Annotated in this window: 20 protein-coding genes; 10 read left to right on the top strand and 10 right to left on the bottom strand. The window is 59.2% G+C overall.

The window, feature by feature from the left end:
• Positions 1 to 15 precede the first annotated feature (15 nt).
• From HHJ06_RS01785 to HHJ06_RS01765, 5 genes are all read left to right on the top strand, one after another.
• A complete protein-coding gene (locus tag HHJ06_RS01785; RefSeq protein WP_215427080.1) occupies positions 16 to 762 on the top strand; it encodes an ABC transporter ATP-binding protein in 747 nt (248 codons plus the stop codon).
• Positions 759 to 3,584 (top strand): ABC transporter permease, encoded by a 2,826-nt coding sequence (locus HHJ06_RS01780; RefSeq protein ID WP_215427079.1) that lies wholly within the window; start codon positions 759 to 761, stop codon positions 3,582 to 3,584. Before HHJ06_RS01785 ends, HHJ06_RS01780 begins: the two co-directional genes overlap by 4 nt.
• 193 nt (positions 3,585 to 3,777) lie before the next feature.
• Positions 3,778 to 6,201, top strand: coding sequence for an exo-alpha-sialidase (locus HHJ06_RS01775; protein WP_215427078.1), 2,424 nt, complete (start codon positions 3,778 to 3,780; stop codon positions 6,199 to 6,201).
• A 341-nt stretch (positions 6,202 to 6,542) separates the two neighbouring features.
• Positions 6,543 to 7,175, top strand: a complete 633-nt coding sequence (locus tag HHJ06_RS01770) for a CatA-like O-acetyltransferase (protein WP_215427077.1) — start codon at positions 6,543 to 6,545, stop codon at positions 7,173 to 7,175.
• Positions 7,176 to 7,185: 10 nt separating this feature from the next.
• Entirely contained in the window at positions 7,186 to 7,746 is a 561-nt protein-coding gene (locus HHJ06_RS01765) for a four helix bundle suffix domain-containing protein (RefSeq protein ID WP_215427076.1), read from the top strand.
• A gap of 50 nt (positions 7,747 to 7,796) precedes the next feature.
• Here the strand turns inward: HHJ06_RS01765 and HHJ06_RS01760 are convergent, their stop codons facing one another.
• The 10 genes from HHJ06_RS01760 to HHJ06_RS01715 all read right to left on the bottom strand — a co-directional run bounded on the left by HHJ06_RS01760 (position 7,797) and on the right by HHJ06_RS01715 (position 19,345).
• Entirely contained in the window at positions 7,797 to 8,774 is a 978-nt protein-coding gene (locus HHJ06_RS01760; RefSeq protein WP_215427075.1) for an ABC transporter ATP-binding protein, read from the bottom strand.
• A gap of 17 nt (positions 8,775 to 8,791) precedes the next feature.
• Positions 8,792 to 10,186: a ribosome biogenesis GTPase Der gene (gene der / locus HHJ06_RS01755; RefSeq protein ID WP_215427074.1), complete on the bottom strand. Its 1,395-nt coding sequence runs from the start codon at positions 10,184 to 10,186 to the stop codon at positions 8,792 to 8,794.
• A 75-nt stretch (positions 10,187 to 10,261) separates the two neighbouring features.
• Entirely contained in the window at positions 10,262 to 11,353 is a 1,092-nt protein-coding gene (locus tag HHJ06_RS01750; protein WP_215427073.1) for an LptF/LptG family permease, read from the bottom strand.
• A gap of 107 nt (positions 11,354 to 11,460) precedes the next feature.
• Positions 11,461 to 11,997, bottom strand: coding sequence for a DNA repair protein RecO (gene recO / locus HHJ06_RS01745; RefSeq protein WP_215427072.1), 537 nt, complete (start codon positions 11,995 to 11,997; stop codon positions 11,461 to 11,463).
• Positions 11,997 to 12,770 carry a tetratricopeptide repeat protein gene (locus HHJ06_RS01740; protein WP_215427071.1) on the bottom strand — a complete coding sequence of 258 codons (774 nt, stop codon included), beginning with the start codon at positions 12,768 to 12,770 and terminating at the stop codon, positions 11,997 to 11,999. Before HHJ06_RS01740 ends, recO begins: the two co-directional genes overlap by 1 nt.
• A 7-nt stretch (positions 12,771 to 12,777) precedes the next feature.
• On the bottom strand, positions 12,778 to 14,679 hold the full coding sequence (dxs, locus tag HHJ06_RS01735) for a 1-deoxy-D-xylulose-5-phosphate synthase (RefSeq protein WP_251841371.1): 1,902 nt from the start codon (positions 14,677 to 14,679) through the stop codon (positions 12,778 to 12,780).
• Entirely contained in the window at positions 14,645 to 14,905 is a 261-nt protein-coding gene (xseB, locus tag HHJ06_RS01730) for an exodeoxyribonuclease VII small subunit (RefSeq protein ID WP_215427070.1), read from the bottom strand. Before xseB ends, dxs begins: the two co-directional genes overlap by 35 nt.
• A gap of 8 nt (positions 14,906 to 14,913) precedes the next feature.
• Positions 14,914 to 16,797, bottom strand: a complete 1,884-nt coding sequence (locus HHJ06_RS01725) for a hypothetical protein (protein ID WP_215427069.1) — start codon at positions 16,795 to 16,797, stop codon at positions 14,914 to 14,916.
• Positions 16,794 to 18,197, bottom strand: a complete 1,404-nt coding sequence (locus HHJ06_RS01720) for a sigma-54-dependent transcriptional regulator (RefSeq protein WP_215427068.1) — start codon at positions 18,195 to 18,197, stop codon at positions 16,794 to 16,796. Before HHJ06_RS01720 ends, HHJ06_RS01725 begins: the two co-directional genes overlap by 4 nt.
• Positions 18,194 to 19,345, bottom strand: a complete 1,152-nt coding sequence (locus HHJ06_RS01715) for a sensor histidine kinase (RefSeq protein WP_215427067.1) — start codon at positions 19,343 to 19,345, stop codon at positions 18,194 to 18,196. Before HHJ06_RS01715 ends, HHJ06_RS01720 begins: the two co-directional genes overlap by 4 nt.
• A 131-nt stretch (positions 19,346 to 19,476) precedes the next feature.
• Between HHJ06_RS01715 and HHJ06_RS01710 the strand changes: the two genes are divergently transcribed.
• From HHJ06_RS01710 to rpsG, 5 genes are all read left to right on the top strand, one after another.
• Positions 19,477 to 19,908 (top strand): acyl-CoA thioesterase, encoded by a 432-nt coding sequence (locus HHJ06_RS01710; RefSeq protein ID WP_215427066.1) that lies wholly within the window; start codon positions 19,477 to 19,479, stop codon positions 19,906 to 19,908.
• A gap of 5 nt (positions 19,909 to 19,913) precedes the next feature.
• On the top strand, positions 19,914 to 21,458 hold the full coding sequence (gene gpmI, locus HHJ06_RS01705; protein WP_215427065.1) for a 2,3-bisphosphoglycerate-independent phosphoglycerate mutase: 1,545 nt from the start codon (positions 19,914 to 19,916) through the stop codon (positions 21,456 to 21,458).
• 410 nt (positions 21,459 to 21,868) lie between these two features.
• Entirely contained in the window at positions 21,869 to 22,933 is a 1,065-nt protein-coding gene (locus HHJ06_RS01700; protein WP_215427064.1) for an acyltransferase family protein, read from the top strand.
• Between the two features lie 185 nt (positions 22,934 to 23,118).
• On the top strand, positions 23,119 to 23,502 hold the full coding sequence (rpsL, locus tag HHJ06_RS01695; protein WP_102712288.1) for a 30S ribosomal protein S12: 384 nt from the start codon (positions 23,119 to 23,121) through the stop codon (positions 23,500 to 23,502).
• Between the two features lie 27 nt (positions 23,503 to 23,529).
• Positions 23,530 to 24,003 (top strand): 30S ribosomal protein S7, encoded by a 474-nt coding sequence (gene rpsG, locus HHJ06_RS01690; RefSeq protein WP_012419364.1) that lies wholly within the window; start codon positions 23,530 to 23,532, stop codon positions 24,001 to 24,003.
• The last annotated feature ends 3 nt before the right edge of the window (positions 24,004 to 24,006 follow it).

The raw sequence follows: 24,006 nt of genomic DNA, 5'->3' as shown, positions 1-24,006 counted from the left end.
CCATTCCCTCCAGTCATGAGTTCTCCCGTCATTTCCGTCACCCGCCTCAAGCGCAGCTTCAAGTCCGGTTCCGAGGACATAGCCGTTCTGAAAGACATCAGCCTCACCGTGGACCGGGGAGAGTTCGTCGCCGTCATGGGCGCGAGCGGCTCCGGAAAAAGCACTCTGCTGAATGTGCTGGGCGGCCTGCTGCCTCCGGACGCGGGCACGGTAACGGTGGACGGGCTGGACCTCGGTTCCATGTCTGACGCCGCCCTGACGGTGTACAGGCGGGACCGTGTGGGATTCATTTTCCAGATGTTCAATCTGGTGGGAACCCTGGATGTGGAGGAAAACATCCTGCTGCCCTCCCTGGCGGGAGGCAGGAAAGTGGCTCCCTCCGCGCTGGACGCCATGATTGAAAAAGTGGGGCTGCTCCACCGACGCCACGCCATGCCGGATACGCTCAGCGGCGGGGAACAGCAGCGCGTGGCAATTGCCCGCGCGCTGGTCTCCGGCCCGGCCCTGGTGCTGGCAGATGAACCCACGGGGAACCTGGACTCCGAGAATACGCGGCTTATGGGCACCCTGTTCCGGGACCTGCACCGCACGCAGGGCTGCGCCTTTGTGCTGGTGACGCATGCTCCGGACGTAGCGATGTGGGCGGACCGGGTGATTGTGCTCAAGGACGGCCGCATTGTGGACGACAGGCCCACGGCGGAATTTGCCGGGCCTGCGGAATTGTCCTCCTTCTATGAACGCACGCTGAATGACGCCATATGACGCTGCTGCCCAAACTGATTTGGAGGGACCTGCGCTCCAACCCCGGCCGGGTGGCGGTCAGCGTGTTTGCCATCCTCGTCTCCGTCAGCCTCATCGTCTGGATGATGGGGAGCTATGATACGCTGGTCAGGGAGTTTGACAACGACGCCGAGGCCTACATGGGAAGCTACGATCTTTGCCTGGTGCCGGAGGCCCCGCGCGGGCCGCTCCCTCCCGGGAAGTACCCGCAGTTCTCTGATCCGGAGCTGGCTTCCCGCCTGGCCGCCTCCCCCCTGGTGGAATCCGTCAACGCCGCGTGGCAGGTGCCCCGCCTGCAGATCGGCTGCGGGAATGAACGCGGCAGTTTTGACGAGCAGACGCGCGACCGCATGGGGATACCCCCCCAGAGCCCCATCATGGTGGGGAACCATGCCATGGAATGCCCGTATGATCTGAAAGAGGGCGTCTGGCCGGATATGGCTTCTTCCACTGACATGGTGGGCGTGCTGGGCAGCGGAAGCGCCAAATACTTCCGCGCGGGCGTGGGAACCGTCATGAACGTGCGCGTGGGAACGCGTGTGTATGATGTGAAAGTCGTGGGCATCGTCAAGCAGGCGAAGGCCACTCCCGGCGTCATCATGGGGCCGGGCGGCATGTCCGGACCCGCCTTTTCCTCCCTGTTTGTGCCCGTCAAGGTGTGTGAAAAAATCACCGGTCAGGCTTTTTCCCCCAATTTGATTTACGTCCGGCTCAAGGAAGGGGTGGACAAAAAGGAATTTGCGGACAGCTTCCGGGAGGAGCTGAAACGCTCCTCCGCCGTGGTGGCGGATACGGATTCCATCATCCGGCGGCTTTCCAGCGACCGTTCCGTTCGCTCGCAGAAGAACAGTGCGGAAATGTCCGTGTGGCTGGTTCTCTTTTCCTGCGTCTTCATCATTTTCACGACCCTGAGCATCGGCGTCAGCGAACGCGCCCGCAGGCTGGCCCTGATGCGCGCGCTGGGCATGAGCCGCATGCAGGTTGCCCTTCTGATTGTGGGGGAGGGGCTGTTCCTGTGCGTTCCCGCCCTGCTGGGCGGCCTGGCTGCGGGCTTTTGCCTGGTGTACCTTTTGGAAGAAGGGGCTGCTTCCATGCCCACCCTGACCTGGACGACGGTGCTGATTGCCGCGGCATGCGCCGTGGGCGGCGCGCTGCTGGCCTCCGTCATTCCCGCGTGGCGTGCCTCCCGCCAGTCTCCGCTGGAGGCCGCCGTTCCCTCCTCCGGATTCATGGGAAAGGTCAGCCGCGTTCCCGTGTGGTCCGTCGTGGCGGGCCTGATATGTGTATGCCTACAGCCGGCGGCCCTGCTTCTGCCGGGCCTGGAAGTGGAAACGCGCAAGTGGATCTTTTTCTGGCTGGGGTATCCCGGCCTGGTGGCCGGGGCTCTGTTCCTGGCCCCCGCCTTTGTGCGCGTAACGGAGTGGGCCGGAGCCTGGCTTACCGGACTGCTGCTGCGCGTGCCGCACGCCTTCCTGAAGGTGCAGCTCAGCCGGAACCTCAGCCGTTCCGTGGGAACGGCGGTGTCCATGTCCGTGGGGCTGTCCCTCTTTGTGGGGGTGCAGACGTGGGGCTACTCCATGCTCGTTCCCTTCTCTCCGGATGCGTCCACGCCCGGCACGCTGGTTTCCTTCCTTCATACGGAGTTCAAGCCTTCCGACGTTTCCGGGCTGATGGCGCGGCCCAGCCTGCGGAATTCACGGATGTATCCCATTTACGTGGATGAGCCGGACATAGCCCCGGCGCAGATGAAAAGCCCCGGTTTTTCCGGAATGCGCAACCGTTCCATTGTGCTGGCGGGCATTCCCGTGGCGGAAATGGCGCAGGGAAGCGATCCCCTGTTCAAGCCCGTGTTCGTTTCCGGCAATCCGCAGGAAGCCTATGCCATGCTGAAATCCACCCGCTCCCTCCTGATTCCGGACACGTTTGCCCGGACGGTAGGGCTGAAGGCCGGGGATGACCTGATGCTGGTGAATCCGGCCCTTCAGGGGCGCCGCCCCGGGAATGCCCCGTCTGCCGGCGCTTCCGGTAGGGGGACGGGGCCCGGCATGCAGGGGGAACCCTGGAAAGTGGCGGGAGTGGTCTCCTTCCCCGGCTGGCACTGGCTGACCAAGACCAGCGGGATGCGCGTGCGCCGCGGCGGTTTTGTGGCCGCCCTGGCGATTACTGATGAACGCTGGCTCAAGGAGGACTACGGGCACCAGGGATTCCAGTTCATCTGGGGGAATACCGCCCCCGGCGTGAGCAACGTGGAGCTTCAGGATGACTTGGGAGAATATGCCCTGGAGAACGTGAGCCGGAAGGAAAACGGCACGGAAGGAGTGAAGCCTCTGATGAAGGCGCTGACCCGGGAAAGCCTGGGGGGAAGCGTCACCAGCCGCGGGGACGACGTGATTTTTACCATGAGCAAGCTTCCCATCATCATGATGGTAATTGCCGTCCTGGCCGTGCTCAATACCGTGCTGGCCTCCGTCCAGTCCCGCCGCCGGGAATTCGGCCTGATGAGGGCGGTGGGCGTGCCGGGCGGCATGGTGATGCGCATGCTCTGGGCGGAGACGCTGATGATTTCCCTGTGCGCCGTGGTCATGAGCGCGGCGCTGGGCGTGCTTGGGGCCTGGTGTTCCATCCAGATTCTGGAATACGGCTACCACTTCGGCATCGTGACCCCTCCCATCACGATGCCCTGGGTCCATCTGGGTTATGCCGTGCTTCTGGTGCTGGCGCTTTCCACACTGGCCTGCCTCCTGCCCGCATGGCGCATGAAGCGCGCTTCCGTGACGGATTTGCTTTCCGTGCGCGAGTGGTAGAAAAGAGGGAAATGGATAGAGCTGGTCTTTTTTATTTATTACCACTAATAACTTGTTTTTGTAAGGGAAAATAGTAAGGGTTATCCTAAATAATAGGGAACCCATGATTAATTATATTTTTTCCAGTAAAACACGCCCTGTCCGGAGTCTCAGAAGGCTTGCGGGGTCCGCCATGGCGGCGGCGCTTTGCTGCATGGCCGGTCTGGTTCCGCCCGCATCTGCCGCCCCCGGCGACGATTGGGTGGATTCCTCGGCGATCGGAGAGTCGTTTGATGATTTCCCCGTAGCGAACGTAACCACTCTGGCCGGGCGCTACGGTACCTTTGCCGCCGCTTCCGGCCATGCCGCGATTGTGGACATGAGCGGCCGTGGATTCGGGCACAGCCTCAAGATCAACGGAGCAAGCGGTAATTCAGGACCGCGCAGCGTCACGCTGACTTTTCCTTCCGACCTGGAGGAGGATACTACCTGCGCGTTCCGTGCGGAACGGTGGACCAGCGGAAGCCCCCTGGATTTCAACGTGTATTATTTGTCCGGTTCCGGGGAAAAAGTCCTGCTGCTGGACGCCAGTTCCGCGGAAGTGAGCAACAATGGGACCAATCCGTTTCCCTCTTCTTTCCAGGGCATCGTTCCTGCGGGAGCCCGGGGCATCGTTTTTGAATGCGCCAGGGGTTCCGCCGTCATGGTGGACCATTTGCTGATGGGTGCGGATGCCGATGCGGAAGTCACCATTCTGGCTAAGAACTGGCCGGTCATGAAGAATCTGGATATTAACGGCATTCTCCGGTTCAACCTAGGTGAAGCTCCCCTCTCCTATTACGGGATGGCTGTGGAGGTGGATTTGTCTTCCAGTTCCGCCGTGAATGATATTGAAAGCGTTTCCCTCTACACTCCCGGAAGCATTAATGATTCCAGTGAAACGATTCTGACGGCTACACAGAAGGGCGTTTGCCTGGCGACGGCATCTCTGGATGAAGGCGGCAGAGCTGTTCTGCAGGCGGATGCGTCCCTGCTGGCAGGTGAAACCGCTTACACGTTCTGGATTTCCGTGAAGCTTAAATCTTCCGCCAGCCTGGATGACAAGATCGGCGCCAGGCTGGTCTCCGTAACAGTGGGCGGCGCTCCGCTGGGCGTGCCGGAAGTTCCTGCCGCCGTCCAGCGCATCGGCTACGCGGTGGCGTGCGCAGGCGATAAAATTACGGGCGGTCCCACGGAGGGGAAGGTTTCCCATTTTTTCCGTATTCCGGGCATTGCCCGCGCGGCCAACGGGGATTTGGTTGCCGTTTATGACATCCGGTATGATTCCAGCACGGACCTTCCGAGGAATATTGACGTAGGCCGCGCTATTTCCAGGGACGGGGGGCAAACCTGGACGGATACGGCAGTAGCCATTAATTACAATCCGGATAACAACCCTGCTTATGATTACCACCGTTCCTATGGTGTGGGCGACCCGGCCATTCTGCTGGATGAATACAGCGGGACCATGTGGATTGCCGCCATTGCCGGGACGGGGTTGTCCGGCTCCTCTATCGTTCCGGACGTGACGAGCCGTTCCACGTGCCAGTACGTGCTTGCCAAAAGCGAGGACAACGGGGTGACGTGGGAGCCGTGCAAGAGCATTAATACCCAGGTGCGCAGCGCCGCATGGAAGGGCATGTTTGAGGGGCCCGGGCACGGCATAACCGTCAAGGGCGGGAAAGATGACGGCGTTCTGGTGTTCCCCTCCCAGATATGGTCAGCAGGGGGCGGTTTGGGAACGCCCCAGTCCTGCCTGATTTATTCCCGCGACCACGGGCAGACCTGGGTGAGCGAGGATTTGAAAAAAACGGACGCCCCCAACGGCACGTGGGGCATAGGTTCCAGCACCAGTGAATGCGCAGTGGCCCAGCTTTCCGATGGCTCCCTGATGCTGAATGCGAAGGACGAGGGCGGCAGCGGCTACCGCGCCGTTTTTACGACGAAGGATTTGGGAGCGACCTGGCAGCGTCATCCCACGGACCGCAAAGCCACCCGGACCCTGAGGGAACCGAGGTGCCAGGGAAGCCTGTTCTCCGTTCTGGATTCCGGGCGCATGTCCAATGTCCTGTTTTTCTCCAACCCGGATTCCGGGTCCCGGAGGGCCATGACGCTGAAGACCTCCCTGGATGACGGCATGACGTGGCCGAAATCCCGCCAGATTCAATATGACTCCCGTCTTGGAGCAGGCTATTCCGATATCTGCCAGGCGGACGACGACCACATAGGCGTTCTTTATGAAGGGCTCCAGGGCGCCGGGTACATCTTTTTTCTACGCATTCCGGTTTCCGAGGTGCTGAGCGTCCTTTCCGTGGATACGACTAATATTTCCGTTCCTGCATCCGGAGCCGTAGGCGCCCGGCTGCCCGTCACATGTGACGCGGCGTGGACGGCTGCTTCCTCCGCGGACTGGCTGACTCTTTCCGCCAGCTCCGGAGACGGGGACGGGGAGGTGGTTTATTCCGCCGCTCCCTTCACGGGAGAGGGGACGAGGGAAGCAACGATTTCCGTGGCTTCTCCCGGACTCAAGTCCGTTTCCGTAAGGGTGGTGCAGTCTGAAAGCTCTGTGGCGCTGACGGCGGCTCCGGAGAAAAAGTGACGCAGGCATCCGTTTCTTCCGTTACATTTTCCGTGCCTGTTTAATTCTGAATGGCTGGCGTCTTCGGCGCCGGCCATTTTTTTCTTCCGGATGGCTACGGATGTTTTTGTGGAGCAGGGAGGCTTTCCTCCGGGAAGGAGTGGAATTGAAATACCCTGATTTGGGAGGATCCGGCGAAGGATTGCATCCGGCTTGTGCAGATAGAAGCGGTGGTTTATGATAGCGAATGGCCCGGCATGATTTTTATGCTTGCCGATGCTGGAGCCCGCTGTCATGCCAAACTCCTTGCTGATGGTAGTGGAAGCAAATCAACAGGTGCGGAAAAGACCTGTCTCCAAACGATGATGAAGAAGAAAATTGAATTATCCACGTGGCCGCGCAGGTCGCATTACGAGTACTTCCAGACGTTTGACTGCCCCATGTTTTCCATTACGTCCCCCGTCCGGGTGGATGCCCTGTACCGTTATGCAAAGCAGGAGGGTATTTCCTTTTTCGCCCTGTGCCTGTTTGTGCTGTTAAAGGCGTTGAATAAGGTGCCACAGTTGCGGCAGAGGGTGGAGAACGGAGACGTGTGGGAGTATGATTCCGTGGATGCCCTGGTTCCCGTGTTGGCGGAGGACGGGGAATTTACGCAGATTCTGGTGGAGTACCGTGACGGGGTGCACTCTTTTCTGGATCATGCTCTTCCGCTGATCCAGAAGGCCAAGGCGGAGCCTGCCCGCGCCAATCCCTGCCACCGTACGGACATTGCGGTGTTCAGCTGCCTGCCGTGGATTCCGTTCACGCAGGTAGCGAGCGCCTACAGGGTGTTCCGCGGGCAGTACCTTCCGCTGGTTCATTGGGGAAAGATGGAGCCGGATGCTTCCGGCAGGCTGATGATGCCCGTAGCCGTCCAGGCGAATCATGTGCTGGTGGATGGGGTGCATATTGGTAATTTTTATAAAAATATTGATTGTTTTTGTTGCGGGTTTTAAAATGGGACGCATGGCTTCCCTGTTGCGTCCCTCAGGCAATTACCGTTCTCTGCTTTCCTTCAGAAAGGCGGAACAGATTTATGATCTGACTTATTATTTTTGTAAGGCGTACTTGTCTTCTCGCGACAGGACGGTTGATCAGATGGTTCAGGCTGCCCGTTCCGGAAAGCAGAATATTGCGGAGGGAAAGGAGGCGGGGCTGGTTTCTATGGAAACGGAAATTAAGTTGATGAATGTAGCCAGGGCCAGTCTGGATGAATTACTGGCTGATTATGAAGATTTTTTGAGAGTGAGAGGCTTTCCCGTGTGGGGCAAGGATTCACGAGAGTCCCTTTTTGTCAGAAGGAAGGGTGCAGACAAGCGGCTGGAGAGGGATTATTTTTTGGAACTGGCCCGGACAAGGCCGCCGGAGGTGGTGGGCAATATGGCCATTTGTCTGATTTTCCAGGCCAAGTATTTATTAATGCGGCAACTCAGGTTTTTGGAGGAGAAGTTTCTTAGAGAAGGGGGGATGAGGGAAAGGATGAGCCGGATGAGAAGGAATAGGGGTGATAGGGGGAATTCCCTATAATCCCTAAACTCCCCTATGATCCCCATTGCCCCTGTTGTTCTCCCGGGGGGTTAATGGTTTCCGGCCAGGCATCCCGGGCAGTTCTGCACCCAGTGCCCCGGGGATATCTCCACCAGTTCCGGTTCCCGGTCCGTGAGGCAGAGTTCCGGATTGCCCAGGGTGTTCCTGGGGCGGAAGCTGCAGCCGCAGGGTTCCTGCATCATGTTGGGGGGCAGGCCCGGGATCGTGTACAGGGGGGCTCCCCTGGCGTGGAGTCCGGGGATGGATTTCATCAGCGCCCTGGTGTAGGCATGGCGGGGATGTTCCAACAGTTCCTCTGCTGGAGCGCTTTCCACGATGCGGCCCGCGTACATGACGTTGATGCGGTCCGCGTACCGGCGCACTACGCCCAGGTCATGCGTGATGAGGATGACGGAGGTGCCCATGTCCCGCTGGAGTTTCCGGATGAGGTCCAGCACCTGCTTTTGCACGGTGACGTCCAGGGCGGTGGTGGGTTCATCCGCAATGAGGATTTCCGGCCTGGTGATGAGGGCCATGGCGATCATGACGCGCTGGCGCATGCCGCCGGAGAATTGATGCGGGTAGGCGTCCATGCGCTGTTCCGCGTCCGGGATTCCCACCAGGTTAAGCTGTTCCAGCGCGCGGGCGCGCGCTTCTTTCCTTCCCGCCCCTTCATGGATGATGAGGGGTTCCGCCACCTGGTCTCCAATGGTCAGGTATGGATTCAGGGAAGTCATGGGGTCCTGGAAGATCATGGAGATGCGCTTGCCGCGGATGGAGCGGAGCTCCTTTTCCGGACAGTGGAGCAGGTCTGTGCCGTCCAGCAGGGCGGAGCCGCTTTCAATGCGTCCCGGGGGCATGGGGATGAGCCCCATCATGGAGTAGCAGGTGACGGATTTTCCGGACCCGGATTCTCCCACGATGCCGAGCGTTTCTCCGGGAGCTACGTCAAAGGATATGTTTCTCACCGCCCGGACGATTCCCGCCCTGGTGTGGAAGGAGGCGCTGAGGTTCCTGACGGAGAGCATGGGGAGAAGTGAACTGGTCAGTCATTGCGCACGCGTGAGCGGGCGGAGAAGATGACCGGGATGCCGGGGGCGGGGTACGCTTCCCGGATTTTATTGCGCAGGTACTGGGAGTAGCTGTCCGTGAGCAGGTTCTTGTCATTGACGAAGAGGACGTAGCGCGGGACGGGAATGGTGTTGTACTTGGGGTCCACCGCCGTGGTGACGTAGTAGATTTTCAGCCTCCGGGTGGATCCGCTGGCGGTGCCGGGAGGGTTCATCTGCTGGGCAAGCTGGACCAGGCGGTTGAGCTGGCCGGTGGTGGGCAGGTTGCGGGATTCCCGGCGGATACGCGTGATGACCTTGAAGATGATTTCCACGCCCTCCGCTTTTTTGGCGGAGGTGGCGATGAAGGGCGCGTAGTTGATGAAGAAAAGCTCCCGGCGCACCTGCTCCTCCACTTCCGCCATGCGGTCCTTCCGCGGGGCGTTCGGGTGGAAGAGGTCAAATTTATTCACGATGATGATGCAGGGCTTCCCTTCCTCCGCAATGATGCCGGCGATGCGGCGGTCCTGCTGCGTGATGCCCGCCGCAATGTCAATGACCAGCAGGCAGATGTCCGCCCGGCGGATGGCTTTTTCACTGCGCATGGCGGAGAAGACCTCCACGGAGGTGTCCCGGCGGGAGCGCGGGCGCATGCCGGCGGTGTCAATCAGCACGTACGGCTGGCCGTCGTGCAGGTAGGGAACGTCAATGGCGTCACGGGTGGTGCCCGCTACCTCGGAGACGATGGTGCGCCTGTCCTGGAGGATGGCGTTTACCAGGGAGGATTTGCCGGCGTTGGGGCGCCCCACCACGGCCACCTTGATGGGCGGCGCGGTTTCCTCCCCGTCTTCCGGTTCTTCCTCCATTTCCTCCTTGAGGGGGGCGCCTGCTTTTTCAAGGAAGTCGTCCAGCCGGGAGGCCAGTTCAGAAAAGCCCCTGCCGTGCGCGGCGGAGAGGAAGATGTGGTCATTGAAGCCCAGGCCGGAGAATTCACCCAGGTTCAGGTCCTGTTTTTCATGGTCCGCCTTGTTGAGAAGAAGGATGACCGGAACGTCCGATTTGCGGAGGTGGTCCGCGATGTTCTGGTCAATGGGGGTGAGGTGGTCCCGGCAGTCCAGGACAAAAAGGATGAGGTCCGCCGTTTTCATGGCGATGTCCGCCTCCGCGGCCACCTGGTCCGCAAAGCCGTCGCCCAGGCGCGCGCCGATGCCGCCCGTATCCATGAGTTTGCAGGCGCGGTCCGTGATTTTACAGGGGGCGGAGATGCGGTCCCGGGTGACGCCGGGTTCATCATGCACGATGGCGATGCGCCTGCCAGCCATTCTGTTGAAGATGGCGGATTTCCCGACATTGGGCCTGCCTACGATGGCGATGGTGGGGACGTGCTGCATGGGCGCCATGTTACCCGAACGGCCCGGCGTGTGAAAGACAATTCCGCGCCAACGAAGGGAGCTTGCGCCGAGGGCTTATCCCTTGTGCCTGGCCCTATTGTGAAGGTAGATGGCTACGGCAGCCGTAATGACGTTGGGCAGCCACAGCAGGATATAGGGCAGCATGGTGCCGCTTTTGCGGGACAGGTCCGCGAAGATCAGGGCCACAAAGTAGAGGGAGGCGATCAGGATGCCCAGGGCGAAGCCCGTGGAGGTGTCTTTCCGGCGCGTGTTGATGGCGAGGGGCACGCCGATGAGGGCAAAGACGAAACACGCCAGGGAGAAGGAGGCGCGCCGGGGCAGCTCCGTGGCGAATTCCCTGGCCTGTTTTTCATCCAGGTATCCGGGCGTATTCAGGGCTTCCCGTATTTCCCGGTTGGTGAAGCGGTTGGCCTTGATGCGGCGGGAACGGGATTTGTCCAGGTCGATGCTCAGGGGCATTTCATCCATGGTCACGCTCTGGGAGATGGAGTCCTTTTCCTGCGTGGTGATGAGGGGATTGATGAGGTGCAGGTAGAGGGTTTTGTTTTCCGGGGAGAAGTCCGTAGTGACGCGCTCCGCGTGCATGGCTACGGCGGAGGATTTGTCGTCCGCCTTCTGGTAAATGTGCATGCCGTGGATGACGTCATCCACGCGCTTGTCAATGTAGATTTCCAGATTGTCGAATTTGGTGATGGCCTGGCCTTCCCGGAGGAGCCCCTTGGGGTTGATGGAGGCGGCCTTGATGAGCAGCTCGGAAATGGCCTGCTTGGCGCGCGGCGCTATGTCGATGTTGATCCAGTAGCAGAGGCCGGAAAGGGCGATGCCGATGACGATGGCGGGGGCGCTCAAACGCCACAGGCTCATGCCGGACATGCGCATGGAGGTAAGTTCATTGTCCGAGGCCAGGCGCCCGTACACCAGTAGCACCGCCGTCAGGAATCCCCACGGGATGGAGAACATCAGCGAGAAGGGAATCACCTGGAAAATGAATTCCATGACGATGCTGAAGGGAGCGCCGCTTTCCACCAGGAGGGGGCGCAGCTCCTTGAACAGGTTGCCCAGAAGCAGGAGGGCGCTCAGGGACATCACCCCCAGGGCCGTAACACCCAGCAGCTGGCGGGCAATGTATCTGTCAAGGATCTTCATGCAGTAAAACCGTGCCGGTTATTTTGCCCGAAGGCCGGGGACAAGTCAACCATGTGCACGGAACAATCCGCATCTGCTTGTTGGTGCGGGAGGGCCCGGCATTTTGGTCAGCTTTCTTTTTGATACAGGCTGGCGAGCAGTTTTTCCCGCTGGGGGGGGAGTTTGCCAAAGTGGGATTTCAGGATGACGTGGGCCGGAATGCCGGGATGGGCGATGCCGTGGAGCCGGGCGAGCTCCTGTTCAAAGTGCAGGATGGCGCGGGGAGCGGGGTCCGTGTTTTCCAGATAGGCATAGGCCCGTTGCAGGAGGTCGTAAAATTCCGGAATGGGCGTGTCCGGTTCCAGCATTTGAAGGAACAGGCGCGCAAAGTAGCCGGCGGCGGCCAGCCGGGGGTAGCTCTCCCGGAGGGGGAGCCGGGGGGATACCAGGTCCACGGAGGCCAGGGAGTGCAGATCCCCGGTTTTGGCCTGCGTCCACTGCATGCGGCACTGGTAAAAGAGGTCCACGCGTCCGGCGAAGGGGCTGTTCGGCTTTCTGGCGCTTTTGGCCGCCGTCCGGATGATGCCTTCTTCCGTGCACCAGACGACGATCAGGCCGTTTTCCCCCAGGGGATAGAGCTTCAGAACCGTCGCTTCCGCATTCATCAATGGTTTTTTTCCAGCCCTGTTTTTTCCGGCTGTGCGGTCGGGACGGTCTGGCCGTAAGGGGAGGGCAGGATGCCCGCTTCCGTCATGGCGTCCGTAAAGGCCTGCATGGCGCTGGTGCCTCCGTGAATGCGTATGGCGGAAAGGAGCTGTTCCTGGGCCGCGTCCTTGTCCCCGCCCAGGAATTTGATGATGGCCTGGGTGCAGTAGTAGTACGGGGTATCGTCCATCGGGCCGTACAGGGATTCCAGTTCTCTGGCGAGAGCCTGGTCATCCAGCTTGCGGGCGCAAATGTAGCGCTTGAATTGCAGCAGCGAAGTCATGCCGGGGTTGTCCTTGAAGGAGGGCAGAAGTTCCGTGAACGCTTTCATTGCCCCGGCATAGTCATGGCTGACGTAGCGGGCTTCCGCCAGATTGAACTGGATGGTGAGGTTGGAAGGGTCCAGTTTCAAGGCCTTTTCAAAGTTTTCCAGGGCCTTTTCAACGTTGCGGATTTCAATGTAGCATGCGCCGCGGAGGTTGTATAAGCCCGGGTTCCCGGCGTAGATTTTTTCCAGTTCCGTCAGGGAGAAGAGGCATTCCATGGTCCTTTTCTGGGCAAAGAGCTGTTCCGCCCGGCGGAATTGGTCAATGTAGCTTTTTCTGGATGCTTCCGGCAGACTGTTGAATTCCTGTACCCACGCGGGGGCCGGGGTTGCCGGGGCGGGTTGCTGCGCGGAGGCGGGGAGAAGGGCGAGCACCAGGGCCGCCAGTAGGAAGGTATGCGCTCTCATGGATGGATCAGGAGTTCAGGTGGGGAATGATTTTTTGTAACGCGGCTTCCGCCGTGAGTCCATATTTTTTTCTGAGGATGGGTTCCGAGCCGTGTTCAATGAACTGGTCCGGCCACGCGATGGCTTCCACGGGCGTGACGACGCCCCCGGCTTCCAGGGATTCCAGCACGGCGGAGTTGAAGCCGCCGCTGACGGCGTGGTCTTCAAAGGTGCAGACCACCCGGCTGCCTGTTGCGTACCGGCGGATGCATTCGTCATCCAGGGGCTTGATGAAGCGGGCATTGATGAGGGTGGCGGAGTAGCCCTGCGCTTCCAGCAGTTTGGCCGTTTCCCGGGCGATGCCGATCATGGTGCCCAGGGAGATAAGGGTGACGTCCTTCCCGGTCTGGAGCACTTCCGCCTTGCCGATGGGGAGGATTTCCGCCGTGGCGGGGAGGGGGACTCCGGAGCCGCAGCCCCGGGGATAGCGGATGACGGTGGGGCCGTTCTGGTAGTGGTTCATGGTCCGGAGCATGTGGACGAATTCCGCTTCATCCTTGGGCTGCATGAAGACGATGTTCGGAATGCTGCGGATCATAGCGATGTCAAACAGGCCGTGGTGCGTGGGGCCGTCGTCCGGGGAGAGGCCGGCGCGGTCCATGCAGAAGCGCACGGGCAGCTTTTGCAGGGCGGCGTCATGCTGGATCATGTCAATGCAGCGCTGCATGAAGGTGGAGTAAATGGCGATGTAGGGCTTCATGCCTTCCGCCGCCAGCCCGCAGGCGAAGAGGGCTCCGTGTTCTTCCGCAATGCCCACGTCAAAGTAGCGTTTGGGGAAGGCCTCCTTGAACAGGTCCAGCTTGGTGCCGCTGGCCATGGCGGCCGTGATGGCCGTGATGGAGTCATCCTCCCGCGCCATGTCCACCAGCGTGGAACCGAAGATGTGGGAGAAGGTGGGGGTGGGTGTGCCCTGCGTTTCACCGTCCCGCACGCAGTAGGAGCCCAGGCCGTGGAATTTGGTGGGGTTGTCCAGCGCGGGCTGGTAGCCCTTTCCCTTCTGGGTGACCACGTGCAGGATGACGGGTTCATTGAGGTCCTTGATGTAGGAGAGGGTGCGGATCAGGGTGGGGATGTCGTGCCCGTCCAGGGGGCCGAAGTAGCGCAGGCCGAATTTGTTGAAGAGCAGGGACGGGAAGATGAGGTTTTTGGTAGTGCCTTCCAGCTTGAGGGCGAAGTCCCTGGCCTGCGTGCCGCCCAGCTTTTCAATGAAGGAGGCCGTCTTGTCCCGCAGCCAGGAGAAGGTTTCCGAGGTTTGAAGGGAGTTGAAGTATTTTGCCAGCGCGCCCACGTTTTTATCAATGGCCCATTCATTGTCATTCAGAATGGTGATGTAGCGCTTGGTCGTCTGGCTGATGTTGTTCAGCGCCTCCAGGGTGGTGCCGCAGGTGAACGCCGCATCCCCGGCTACGGTGACTACATGGTAATCCTCTCCCTTCAGGTCCCTGGCCGCGCACATGCCCAGGGCGGCGGAAAGCGCGGTGCCCGCATGGCCTGCTCCGTAGGCGTCATGGGGGGATTCCGACATTTTGGCAAAGCCGGAGAGTCCCTCATGCTGGCGGATAGTGTGGATCATCGGGGCACGGCCCGTGAGCATTTTATGGACGTAGGCCTGATGGGAGACGTCAAAAATGATTTTGTCCCGCGGCGTTTCAAAAACGCGGTGGAGGGCAATGGTCAGCTCCACCACGCCCAGGTTGGGGCCCAGGTGGCCCCCCGTGACGGAAAGGGAGTGGATGAGGGTGTTCCGGATTTCTTCCGCAAGGCGGGGGAGGTCCGCCTCGGGAATTTGCATCAGGTCCGCATGGCTGCGGATGCCTTTCAACAGTTCCGGGAGTTCAGGTGAGGGAGAATTCATTGCTGTCTGGTTCATCAGTATCCGTTCCGTCCTGGACGGTTTCCGGGTTGCTGAGGGTTTGGATGCGCAGTTCCGCATCATGAAGAATGCCGCGGCAGTGGCGGATGAGCTTGTTGCCTTCTTCCACCAGGGCTATCATGTCTTCCAGCTCGGTGACGGGGGCTTCCGTCAGGCGGATGATTTCTTCCAGGCGTGCTACGGATTCTTCAAATCCGGGAGCGTTTTTCCGTTGTTTGGCCATATGGGTGGTTATTGCTGAGGGGTGGGGCTTTCTTCCTGAAGGTCTTTGTAAAGGATCATGTCCGCGCCCTGGAGGAATTGGCGGGAGTCCGGGGTGCCGAAGCGCTTTGCCAGGGGGGAGAGCGCGCGGCTGTGATCGAAGAGGTATACGGGGTTTCTGTCCTTCGTCTGGACCAGCGTCGTGCCCTCCAGAACAAGGGGGGTGAATTCACCATAGGTGGAGGCCACGGTGCGGATATCCTTGTCCAGCGTGGAGGCCGGGGTCACCAGGATGCTCCCCACCTTGCTGCCGTGGAATTTCAGGATGCGTTCCAGGACCATGAACTGGTCCACCATTTTGGGGAACCCGATGGCTTTCCTGTCTGCATACCAGCCGACGGCTGCGGGCTGGTCCGTCAGGATGAATTCCTTTTCAGAGGTCTGGGTGCGGAGGTCTACGTTGAGCCCGGGAGGGTAATAGGGCGGCCATGCCGGAATGCCGCGGCTGCTCGTCAGGATGCCCAGCCGCACTATTTGGGGAAGGCTGAGCAGAAGCGGCAGCGAGGTGAGGAGCAGGGCAACCAGCAGGACGCAGCCGCGGATGACGGGGGCCGCCTCCTTGTTGGCGTGCCTGGCGATCAGGTTGAGGACAAAGGCTGTGCCGTAAGCCGTGAAGAAGGGGGCAAAGAGGATTTGAATCTGTCCCAGGGAGAGGCCGGATTTACTGGTAGTGTAAAGGGCCATGCCGATGATGGACGGAACCCACAGGGCGAAGACGGCCCATTTGGCCTGGTTGACTTCCGGCCTTCTGAATTTGTGAAGAAGAGCCAGCAGGAATACCATGGCGAGGGGGAGGTTCCCCAGGTTCTCATAAAGAAGGTCGCCCTGCTGCATGATGTTGTTGATGATGGCGGTGACGGCTTTCTGTGCGGCAACGGGGATGTCCCCGGAGAGCAGGGAGTTCATCGCGATTTCTTCATTGCCTGTCAGCCCCGTGAAGATGGTGTAGTAAGCCGTCCCAAAGAGGCTACCGGTCAGGGAGCGGTTGATGTAAAGGGGATAGGCCAGCAGGAGGAACAGGATCACGAAGCCCGGGATGCAATACAGGCCGTGCGGCCTGAAGCGGATGCCCACAAAGATCAGGAACCCGGCCATGGGCCAGAGGCCGATCCAGCCGGCCAGGCAGACGCATGCAAAACAGATGGAGCTGTAAATGACCGGCAGCAGGAATTTGCGGTTTTCCTCCTGGTTTTGCAGGGCGCAGTACAGGAAATAGACGCCCCAGGAAAAGAAGAAGAGCATCATCATCTGCGGAAGGCCGCTGGTGGCGTATTGCAGGAAGAGATTGCTGAGAATCATCGTCAGGCAGGTGAAGCTGGCGATGGTGACGTCAAACATTTTATGCAGGATGAAGTAACAGCTCAGAACGGACAGAATGAAGAACATGCAGGAGATGCCGGCCACGATGCGGTCCGGCAGGTAAATCATAGAGCTGCCCGTCATTTTCCACAGGTCAAATTTGTGGACGCCCGCCACCTTGAATACCGCGGCTTCCACCAGGATGTTCAGGGGGGCGCTGCGTGTGTCCCGGAGGGCGTAGGGGTTGAATTTTTCCGTATTGATCAGGGATTCCCCCTGTCCGGCCAGGATGGCTGCCTGTTCATTGATCTGGGCGTCTGAAAGAAAGGGGTTGAGGCCGGAGCGGGTGCTGCCGGATACCATCTGGATGGGCCTCAGCCAGTTGGTGGACATTCCCTGCCCCCTGGCTACGTTCCGGGCAATCTGGGCCTGGTCCATGGCGGCGCTGGAGGTGAGGCCGTTGAAGTTGAAGAAATACTGCACTCCCGTGATTGCCAGCAGCAGGATGAGAATGATGATAAACGGAGTGCGGGATGCCGTGGTAGGCGCGTTCATGAAAGTTGGGTATCTTGTAATTTGCGTTGAAGGGTGCGGCGGCTGATGCCCAGCAGCTGGGCTGCCGCCGTTCTGTTGCCGTTCGATTGGGCCAGCGCTTGCCGGATGGCATTCCGTTCAAGCAAGGATAAATTCAAAACCCCTGCCGGGACAAGCCCATTCTGTGTGCTGGCTTCATTGTCCGGTACGGGTTCCCGCGCCGTCCTTTCAGGCATGTCCGTCCGTTGCGGCGCGTGCAGCTGGCGGGGAAGGTGCGTGAGTTCTATTTTTCCGGAGTTGCTCATGACCACGCCGTGCTCCATGGCAGTGCGGAGCTCCCGCACGTTTCCGGGCCAGGGGTAGTTCCGCACGGCCTCCACGGCGTCATGGGAAAGGGGTTTGAATTCCCGGTTGTTTTCCCTGGCGAATTCCTTCAGGAAGGCGGTGGCGAGCAGGAGCACGTCCTCCTGCCTGTCCCGGAGGGGAGGCATCTGGATGTGGACTACATTGAGGCGGAAGTAGAGGTCTTCCCGGAATTTGCCTTCCTGAACGAGTTTTTCCAGTGACTTGTTGGTGGCGGCGATGATGCGGACATTGACGGGGATGGGGGTGTTGGAGCCTACGCGTTCAATGGTCCGTTCAGACAGAACCCTCAGCAGGCGGACCTGCGTTCCGGCGTCTATCTCCCCTATTTCATCCAGGAAGATGGTGCCTCCGTCCGCCTGTTCAAAGCGGCCGATGCGGCGCTGTCCCGCTCCGGTGAAAGAGCCTTTTTCATGGCCGAACAGTTCGCTTTCCAGTAACTGGGGGGAGAGGGCCGCGCAGTTGACGGCCACGAATTTGTTTTCCGGCCTGCCGGAAAGGGAGTGGATGGCCTGGGCCACCAGTTCCTTCCCTGTGCCGCTTTCCCCTTCAATCAGGACAGTTGTTCTGCTGGGCGCCACCTGCCGGATGATGGAAAAGACATGCTCCATGGCGGTGGACCTGCCCAGCAGTTTTTGGAGGCCGGAATCTGCCTGGATGCGGGTGGTGAGCTCCTGGTTGGCCGTTTCCAGATTCCGTGTATGGAGCGCCCGCTTGAGCACCAGTTCCACGGCGTCCAGGTTCAGGGGCTTGGTGACGAAGTCGTACGCGCCCTGCTTCATGGCCGCCACGGCGGCGTCCACGGACCCGTAGGCGGTCATCATGATGCTTTTGGGTGGCTGGGGCAGGGAGGCTCCGGCTTTCAATACGTCCATGCCGCTTTCACCGCCCAGGCGCAGGTCCGTCAGGACCAGGTCCGGGGATTCCTCCTTCAGGAGGGTGACGGCCTGGGAAAGATTGGCAGCGGTGTACACTTCATAGTCATCCTGAAAACCCATGCGCAGGGCGTCCCGCGTGGGTTTCTCATCATCTACGATCAGCAGAACAGGCATCTTCATGACGGGACGGAAGAGGGAAGGAGCCTGATGGTGCGTTCCACGCGCGGCAGAAAGACTGTAATGGTGGTTCCCTGGCCCGGCTGGCTGGCCAGAGTGATGGAGCCGCCGTGTTCCTTCACGATGCGGCGCACGATGAGCAGGCCCAGGCCAGAGCCGGTGGACTTGGTAGTCAGGAAGGGCTCATAAATGCTGCCCATGATTTCCGGGGAAATGCCACAGCCGGTGTCCGCCACGGTGACGAAGACGCTGTCATCCGTATAACCGCTTTTAACCAGGATGGTGCCTCCCTCCGGCGGGATGGACTGGTAGGCATTCTTGATCAGGTTGTAAAAAACCTGCCTGACCTGGACGGGGTCCAGGCTGAGCAGGGGTAAACTGGGCTGGAGGTCCGTATTGATCTGGATGCCGCGCTGGTGGATTTCCGGTTCCAGCAGTTTCAGGACATCCATGATGATGGCGTCAATGTTGTGGGGCTCCCGGATGGGCTTGGTGGGGCGGATGGCCTGGAGGAACTGTTTCAGGATCACGTCCAGCCGGGAGGTCTCACTCTCCGCCGTTTTCAGCAGTTCTTCCATCTCCGTCCGGTATTCCGGGGGGAGTTTCTTTGCCTTCCGGGCCAGGAGCTGGAGATGAAGGCCTATGGAGTTGAGGGGGTTGCCTATTTCATGGGCCACACCTGCCGCCAGCAGCGTCAGGGCGTTCAGGCGTTCCGCCTCAATATTCTCCGCGTTCTTCTTCTGCCGGGGCGTTTCATCCCGTATTAAAATCAGGTGGCCCTGGTCCCTGCTGCCGATGGGGGAGATGAAAATGTTCAGGAATTTGTGTTCCGGGTAGAAGATCTCCACGTCGCGGGAAACGGCGGTCCGGCTCTGCTGGATGGTGTCCCACGTGCAGTCCCTGCCCAGGAAGATGCAGAAGTCTTCCGGCGTGACCTGGCCGGGCTCCTTGTCAAGGAGCTTGAGGGCCGCCTGGTTGACAAAGAGTATCTTTCCCCGGCTGTCCAGCAGGATCAGGCCTTCCTGGATGGCCTCAAACACTTGCTGGAAAAAGCCCTGCTGTTCCGCCAGCTTTACAAAGAAGCGCTGGAGGTCCTCCTCCTTGATGTGGTCAATGCGGCCGATCAGCTTGTCAATGGTGTCTTTCTTCATGGCGGCGGTTCCGTTTCCGTCCGGGCTTGCCCTATATATAAAGAGAGGAATGTCACAAATCAAGCTGATGTGACATATTGTCACGCATTTGCGGCTGGACATGGTTCCGGTGAAGGGGGCAGGATGAAGGCATGCCTGAAGAACTTGCCCGCATCCCCTTTGTCAGAACGCGCCAGGTGGCCTTTCATGATACGGACGCCTCCGGCGTGGCCCACTTCACCCGGCTGCTGTGCCTGGTGGAGGAAGTGGAACATGAGTACCTGCGTTCACAGGGGCTGGAGGTTCTTTCCCCGGATTGCGGCTGGCCCCGCGTGCATGTGGATGTGGATTACTCCAGCTCCGCAGGGCTGGGGGACTGGCTGAGTATTGAATTGACCCTGGGAACGGTGGGAACCAGTTCCCTGGAATGGAAGTTTGCCGTGTTCCATTCCGAGCATCCGGTCATGAAGGGAAGGTACGTGGTTGTGCGCGTGGGGAAGGGAGGCAAACCGCAGGCTATTTCGGGCTCGGAGAAGGAATGCCTGATTTCAGGCTTTTCAAAAGGGGGGGATGCCTGTAAATAAGGCGCATGTCTTCTAAAAAGCCTGTCGTTCTTGTGATTCGCGACGGCTGGGGCCGCAATCCGTTGGGGCCTGATGTCGCGAAAGAGTACGGTGACGCCACTGTTCTGGCTGATACACCCTTTACTGATTACCTGCTTGCCAACTATCCCCACAGCCTGCTGGGCGCTTCCGGGGAAGATGTGGGCCTGCCGGACGGCCAGATGGGGAATTCTGAGGTGGGGCACCTGAATCTGGGCGCGGGCCGCGTGGTTTTCCAGGACCTCTGCCGGGTGGATAACGCCATCAAGGACGGCTCCATGGGTGAAAATGCCGTGCTGAAGACTGCCTTTTCCCAGGCTGCTTCCTCCCGACTGCATCTGCTGGGCCTGGTGAGCGACGGCGGCGTGCACAGCCATATCAACCACCTGGTTGGCATTGTCAAATACGCATATGAAGCTGGCGTGCGCGACATCTGCATCCATGCCATCACGGACGGCCGTGACTGCTCCCCCACCAGCGGAGCCGGATTCATGCGTGAACTGGAAGAAGCTATCAAGCCTTACGGCGCAAATATCATCACGGTCATCGGCCGTTTTTACGCGATGGACCGCGACAAGCGCTGGGACCGCAACAAGCTGGCGTGGGATGCCATCGTGCTGGGGCGCGGAGAACAGTGCACCTGTTCCCCCGCCGAGTATGTGGAACAGTGCTATGCCAAGGGAGAGACGGACGAGTTCCTGAAGCCCGGCATTTTTGCGTATGGTAACGAACAGCGCGTGCGCGACAACGACGTGGTGTTCTTCTTCAATTTCCGTGCGGACCGCGCCCGCCAGATGAGCGACGCGTTCCTGTACCCGGAGTTTGACGGCTTTGACCGTGAAGTGACGCCCAAAGTGCACTACGTGACGCTGACGGAATATGACGCCAAGTATCCTTCTCCCATTGTCTTTGAACAGGAACAGCTGGACAACATCTTCGGTCAGATTGTGGCGGAAGCCGGAAAAACCCAGCTCCGCATCGCGGAAACGGAAAAGTACGCCCACGTTACCTTCTTCTTCAACGGAGGCGTGGAAACCCAGTTTCCCGGTGAAGACCGCATCCTGGTCCCCTCCCCCCGTGAAGTGGCTACCTACGACCTGAAGCCCCAGATGAGCGCTGAGGAAGTGGCTGACAAGTTTGTGGATGCCGTAGACAAGTACGACGTGGTAATCATGAACTTTGCCAACGGGGACATGGTGGGACATACCGGTTACGTGGAAGCCGGCATAGCCGCCTGCGAAGCGGTGGACAGCGCCCTGGAAAAGTGCGTGAAGAAGGTTCTGGAACTGGACGGCAAGCTGCTCATTACCGCCGACCATGGCAATGCCGAACACATGCGCAATGAGGATGGCTCCCCGAACACGGCCCACACCACTAATCTGGTGGACCTGATTTACGTGGGTGCGGACAAGGATGAGGTGAATCTTTCCAACGGCATTCTTGCGGACGTGGCCCCCACCCTGCTGAATCTGATGGGGCTGAAACAGCCTGCGGAAATGTCCGGACATCCCCTGGTGACGCCGAAGAAATAACGGCGCACGTAGTTTATTTAATGGAATCCGTTTCCGGCATGCATGGCCGGAAACGGATTTTTTGTGGCCGCCTGCGCTCGAAAAGAAGTGCGGATAAGCAATCCGTTTTACCGGAGATGGATGGAAAAAGGAAAAATCTTTCCCCTGCCAGGCAAGCCGCAAGGAATGCGGCGGTTACTGCGGCAGCTGAAAAGAAATTGAGAGCCAGGGCGGAAATATAAAAAGGGGCGGCTGGCGGCATATATTCGTTCAGGAGCTCTATAGAAGCCTGTCGCGCTTTAGTAAGATTTTCTCTTTCTTTGGAAGTGAACGGGCATATTTGTACAAGCCTTTTCCCCTCAGGATCGGAACTTGACCCCGGATTGCTTATCCGTTAGCTTCCGGATATGTTGCCTGTCAGGAATTATGGATTGGACCTGCTGAGGATCTTGCTGTGCCTGACGGTGGTCATCTTTCATTACAGAGGGTGCAAGGATTGCGGAGGCAGTGTGGCCGTAGACGGCTTTTTTGTCCTGAGCGGTTTTTTAGCTATTCATTCCTCCGGAGTGGGGGAAGGGGGAATAGGGAGCTATTACCGGAAAAAGGCATGGCGTTTGCTGCCTGTGATGATTGTGGCATGGGCCATTGGCAATGCTGTTCTCTTTTTTGAAGGCCGGCCGGTTCCCGCATGGCCTGGAGTCAGGATGCTGGTGATTGCGCCCACGCTTGCGCTGGCGCAGATGATGGAGAATGCTTCCGTCTGGTTCATCGGCTGCATTTTGGCTTTTCTGGCGCTCTTCCCGTGGCTGCGCCGCTGCTACGGGAAAAAGCTGTTTATGTGGCTATTGGCGGCAAGCGTTCTTTTTGCCTTGGTGCGGAGCGGAATGCGGCCTTTTGCCGTGAGTGAGTCAGGCGGCCTGTATTACCAGGTAACGTTCCGCCTGTGGCAGTTCCTGCTGGGGATGTGGTGCGCGTCCTGGAACATGGAACGGTGGAAGATTTCATGGCGGTGGTTCTGGATTGGAGCGGGTGCGGCATGGCTGCTGGCATCGTCCATGATTAGGTGGAGGGTAATCGGAGCCCTGAATTATTCCTTTCCGGGATATGTGGTGTCTTCCGGAATTTTTGCCTTGTGCATTGCCTCCCTGTGGAGCGTGCGCCTGCCTTCCCTGTCCAGGCCCGTGCTGAAATGGGTGGGGATCGGCGCCGGAATGACGTATGCCCTTTTCCTCCTCCATATTCCGGTGAAATTGGGCATGGACGTAATGCTCCGCATGATGGGGAAATTCTGGAAAGTGGGCTTCCGGGAGGAAGAGTTTCCTGTTTTGCTCTGGGTAATTGCCTTGTGCATTTCATTTGTCCTGGCTTACTTCACCTACCAGTACGTGGAAGTCCGCTGGGTGGGAAGGAAGCTGAAAAAAGAATCGGAAGGCCGTCCTGAAGCTTTGGAAAGAGCAGGGGAAAATGACACGGAAGAAATATTTAGGAAAAGATGAATAAAAGACTTGTCATGGTGTAAAATCACGTTATATTGGCCGTCCCCAAACGCGCCGAAAGGTGCAAGAAATACGTTTTCTATCGGGTTTGCCTCCGGAAAAAAGGCGCGCTTCCTGCTTATTGAAAGGGATGTTCGCCTTGAATATCGGATCAAACCGACGAACCACAACCAAAGCAGGAAAACATGCCGACCATTAATCAGCTCGTCCGCAAGGGACGTATTACTCCGGAAGAGAAGTCCAAGTCACGCGCTCTTCATAGCTGCCCGCAACGCCGCGGTGTTTGTCTCCAGGTAATGACCCGTACGCCCAAGAAGCCGAACTCGGCTCTTCGTAAAGTGGCTAAAGTCCGTCTTACCAATGGTGAAGAAGTGATCGCCTACATTGGCGGTGAAGGTCACAACCTCCAGGAACACTCCATCGTGCTTGTGCGCGGCGGCCGTGTGAAGGACTTGCCGGGTGTTCGCTACCATATCGTCCGCGGCGCTCTTGACTGCCTCGGTGTTGACAAGCGCCGCCAGGGTCGCTCCAAGTACGGCGCCAAGCGTCCGAAGGCTTCTGCCAAGTAAACTTAACATCTTACCTATTAATATATTATGGCCCGCCGTAAACGCGTCTATAGAAAAATTGAACGTCGTGACCCCCGTTACGACAGCGCTCTTGTTGGCAAACTGATCAGCAAGGTTATGCTGGATGGCAAGCGCTCCCTTGCGGAACGCATCGTCTATGCCGCCATCGATATGGCTAATGAAGGCACGGACAGCATTGATCCCCTGGAAGTGATCACCCGCGCCATTGAGAACGCCAAGCCCCGTGTGGAAGTGAAGAGCCGCCGCGTTGGTGGCGCCACCTACCAGGTGCCTCTTGAAGTGGACCCGGCCCGTTCCGAATCCCTGGCCATGCGCTGGATCGTGAACTACGCCCGCAACCGCAAGGGTGTGCCGATGCACAAGGCTCTTGCCAACGAAATCAAGGAAGCCGCCAACAACCAGGGTTCCTCCGTTCGCAAGCGCGACGACGTTCACAAGATGGCCCAGGCCAACCGCGCCTTTGCCCACTTCCGCTGGTAATCC

The organism is Akkermansia muciniphila (assembly GCF_018709685.1).
Classification (GTDB): domain Bacteria; phylum Verrucomicrobiota; class Verrucomicrobiia; order Verrucomicrobiales; family Akkermansiaceae; genus Akkermansia; species Akkermansia muciniphila_E.
Note: the sequence above shows the minus strand (reverse complement) of the source record. Positions and strands in the feature narration are given on the sequence as shown.

Excerpts from the sequence above, each read along its gene's own strand:
- dxs (WP_251841371.1), bottom strand. The coding sequence starts at position 14,679 with ATGAACCAGACAGCAATGAATTCTCCCTCACCTGAACTCCCGGAACTG.
- HHJ06_RS01715 (WP_215427067.1), bottom strand. The coding sequence starts at position 19,345 with ATGAAGAAAGACACCATTGACAAGCTGATCGGCCGCATTGACCACATC.
- HHJ06_RS01785 (WP_215427080.1), top strand. The coding sequence starts at position 16 with ATGAGTTCTCCCGTCATTTCCGTCACCCGCCTCAAGCGCAGCTTCAAG.
- xseB (WP_215427070.1), bottom strand. The coding sequence starts at position 14,905 with ATGGCCAAACAACGGAAAAACGCTCCCGGATTTGAAGAATCCGTAGCA.
- HHJ06_RS01710 (WP_215427066.1), top strand. The coding sequence starts at position 19,477 with ATGCCTGAAGAACTTGCCCGCATCCCCTTTGTCAGAACGCGCCAGGTG.
- HHJ06_RS01740 (WP_215427071.1), bottom strand. The coding sequence starts at position 12,770 with ATGAGAGCGCATACCTTCCTACTGGCGGCCCTGGTGCTCGCCCTTCTC.
- rpsL (WP_102712288.1), top strand. The coding sequence starts at position 23,119 with ATGCCGACCATTAATCAGCTCGTCCGCAAGGGACGTATTACTCCGGAA.
- HHJ06_RS01770 (WP_215427077.1), top strand. The coding sequence starts at position 6,543 with ATGATGAAGAAGAAAATTGAATTATCCACGTGGCCGCGCAGGTCGCAT.
- HHJ06_RS01750 (WP_215427073.1), bottom strand. The coding sequence starts at position 11,353 with ATGAAGATCCTTGACAGATACATTGCCCGCCAGCTGCTGGGTGTTACG.
- HHJ06_RS01765 (WP_215427076.1), top strand. The coding sequence starts at position 7,186 with ATGGCTTCCCTGTTGCGTCCCTCAGGCAATTACCGTTCTCTGCTTTCC.
- HHJ06_RS01775 (WP_215427078.1), top strand. The coding sequence starts at position 3,778 with ATGGCCGGTCTGGTTCCGCCCGCATCTGCCGCCCCCGGCGACGATTGG.
- HHJ06_RS01760 (WP_215427075.1), bottom strand. The coding sequence starts at position 8,774 with ATGCTCTCCGTCAGGAACCTCAGCGCCTCCTTCCACACCAGGGCGGGA.
- HHJ06_RS01725 (WP_215427069.1), bottom strand. The coding sequence starts at position 16,797 with ATGAACGCGCCTACCACGGCATCCCGCACTCCGTTTATCATCATTCTC.
- HHJ06_RS01780 (WP_215427079.1), top strand. The coding sequence starts at position 759 with ATGACGCTGCTGCCCAAACTGATTTGGAGGGACCTGCGCTCCAACCCC.
- der (WP_215427074.1), bottom strand. The coding sequence starts at position 10,186 with ATGCAGCACGTCCCCACCATCGCCATCGTAGGCAGGCCCAATGTCGGG.
- gpmI (WP_215427065.1), top strand. The coding sequence starts at position 19,914 with ATGTCTTCTAAAAAGCCTGTCGTTCTTGTGATTCGCGACGGCTGGGGC.
- HHJ06_RS01720 (WP_215427068.1), bottom strand. The coding sequence starts at position 18,197 with ATGAAGATGCCTGTTCTGCTGATCGTAGATGATGAGAAACCCACGCGG.
- recO (WP_215427072.1), bottom strand. The coding sequence starts at position 11,997 with ATGAATGCGGAAGCGACGGTTCTGAAGCTCTATCCCCTGGGGGAAAAC.
- rpsG (WP_012419364.1), top strand. The coding sequence starts at position 23,530 with ATGGCCCGCCGTAAACGCGTCTATAGAAAAATTGAACGTCGTGACCCC.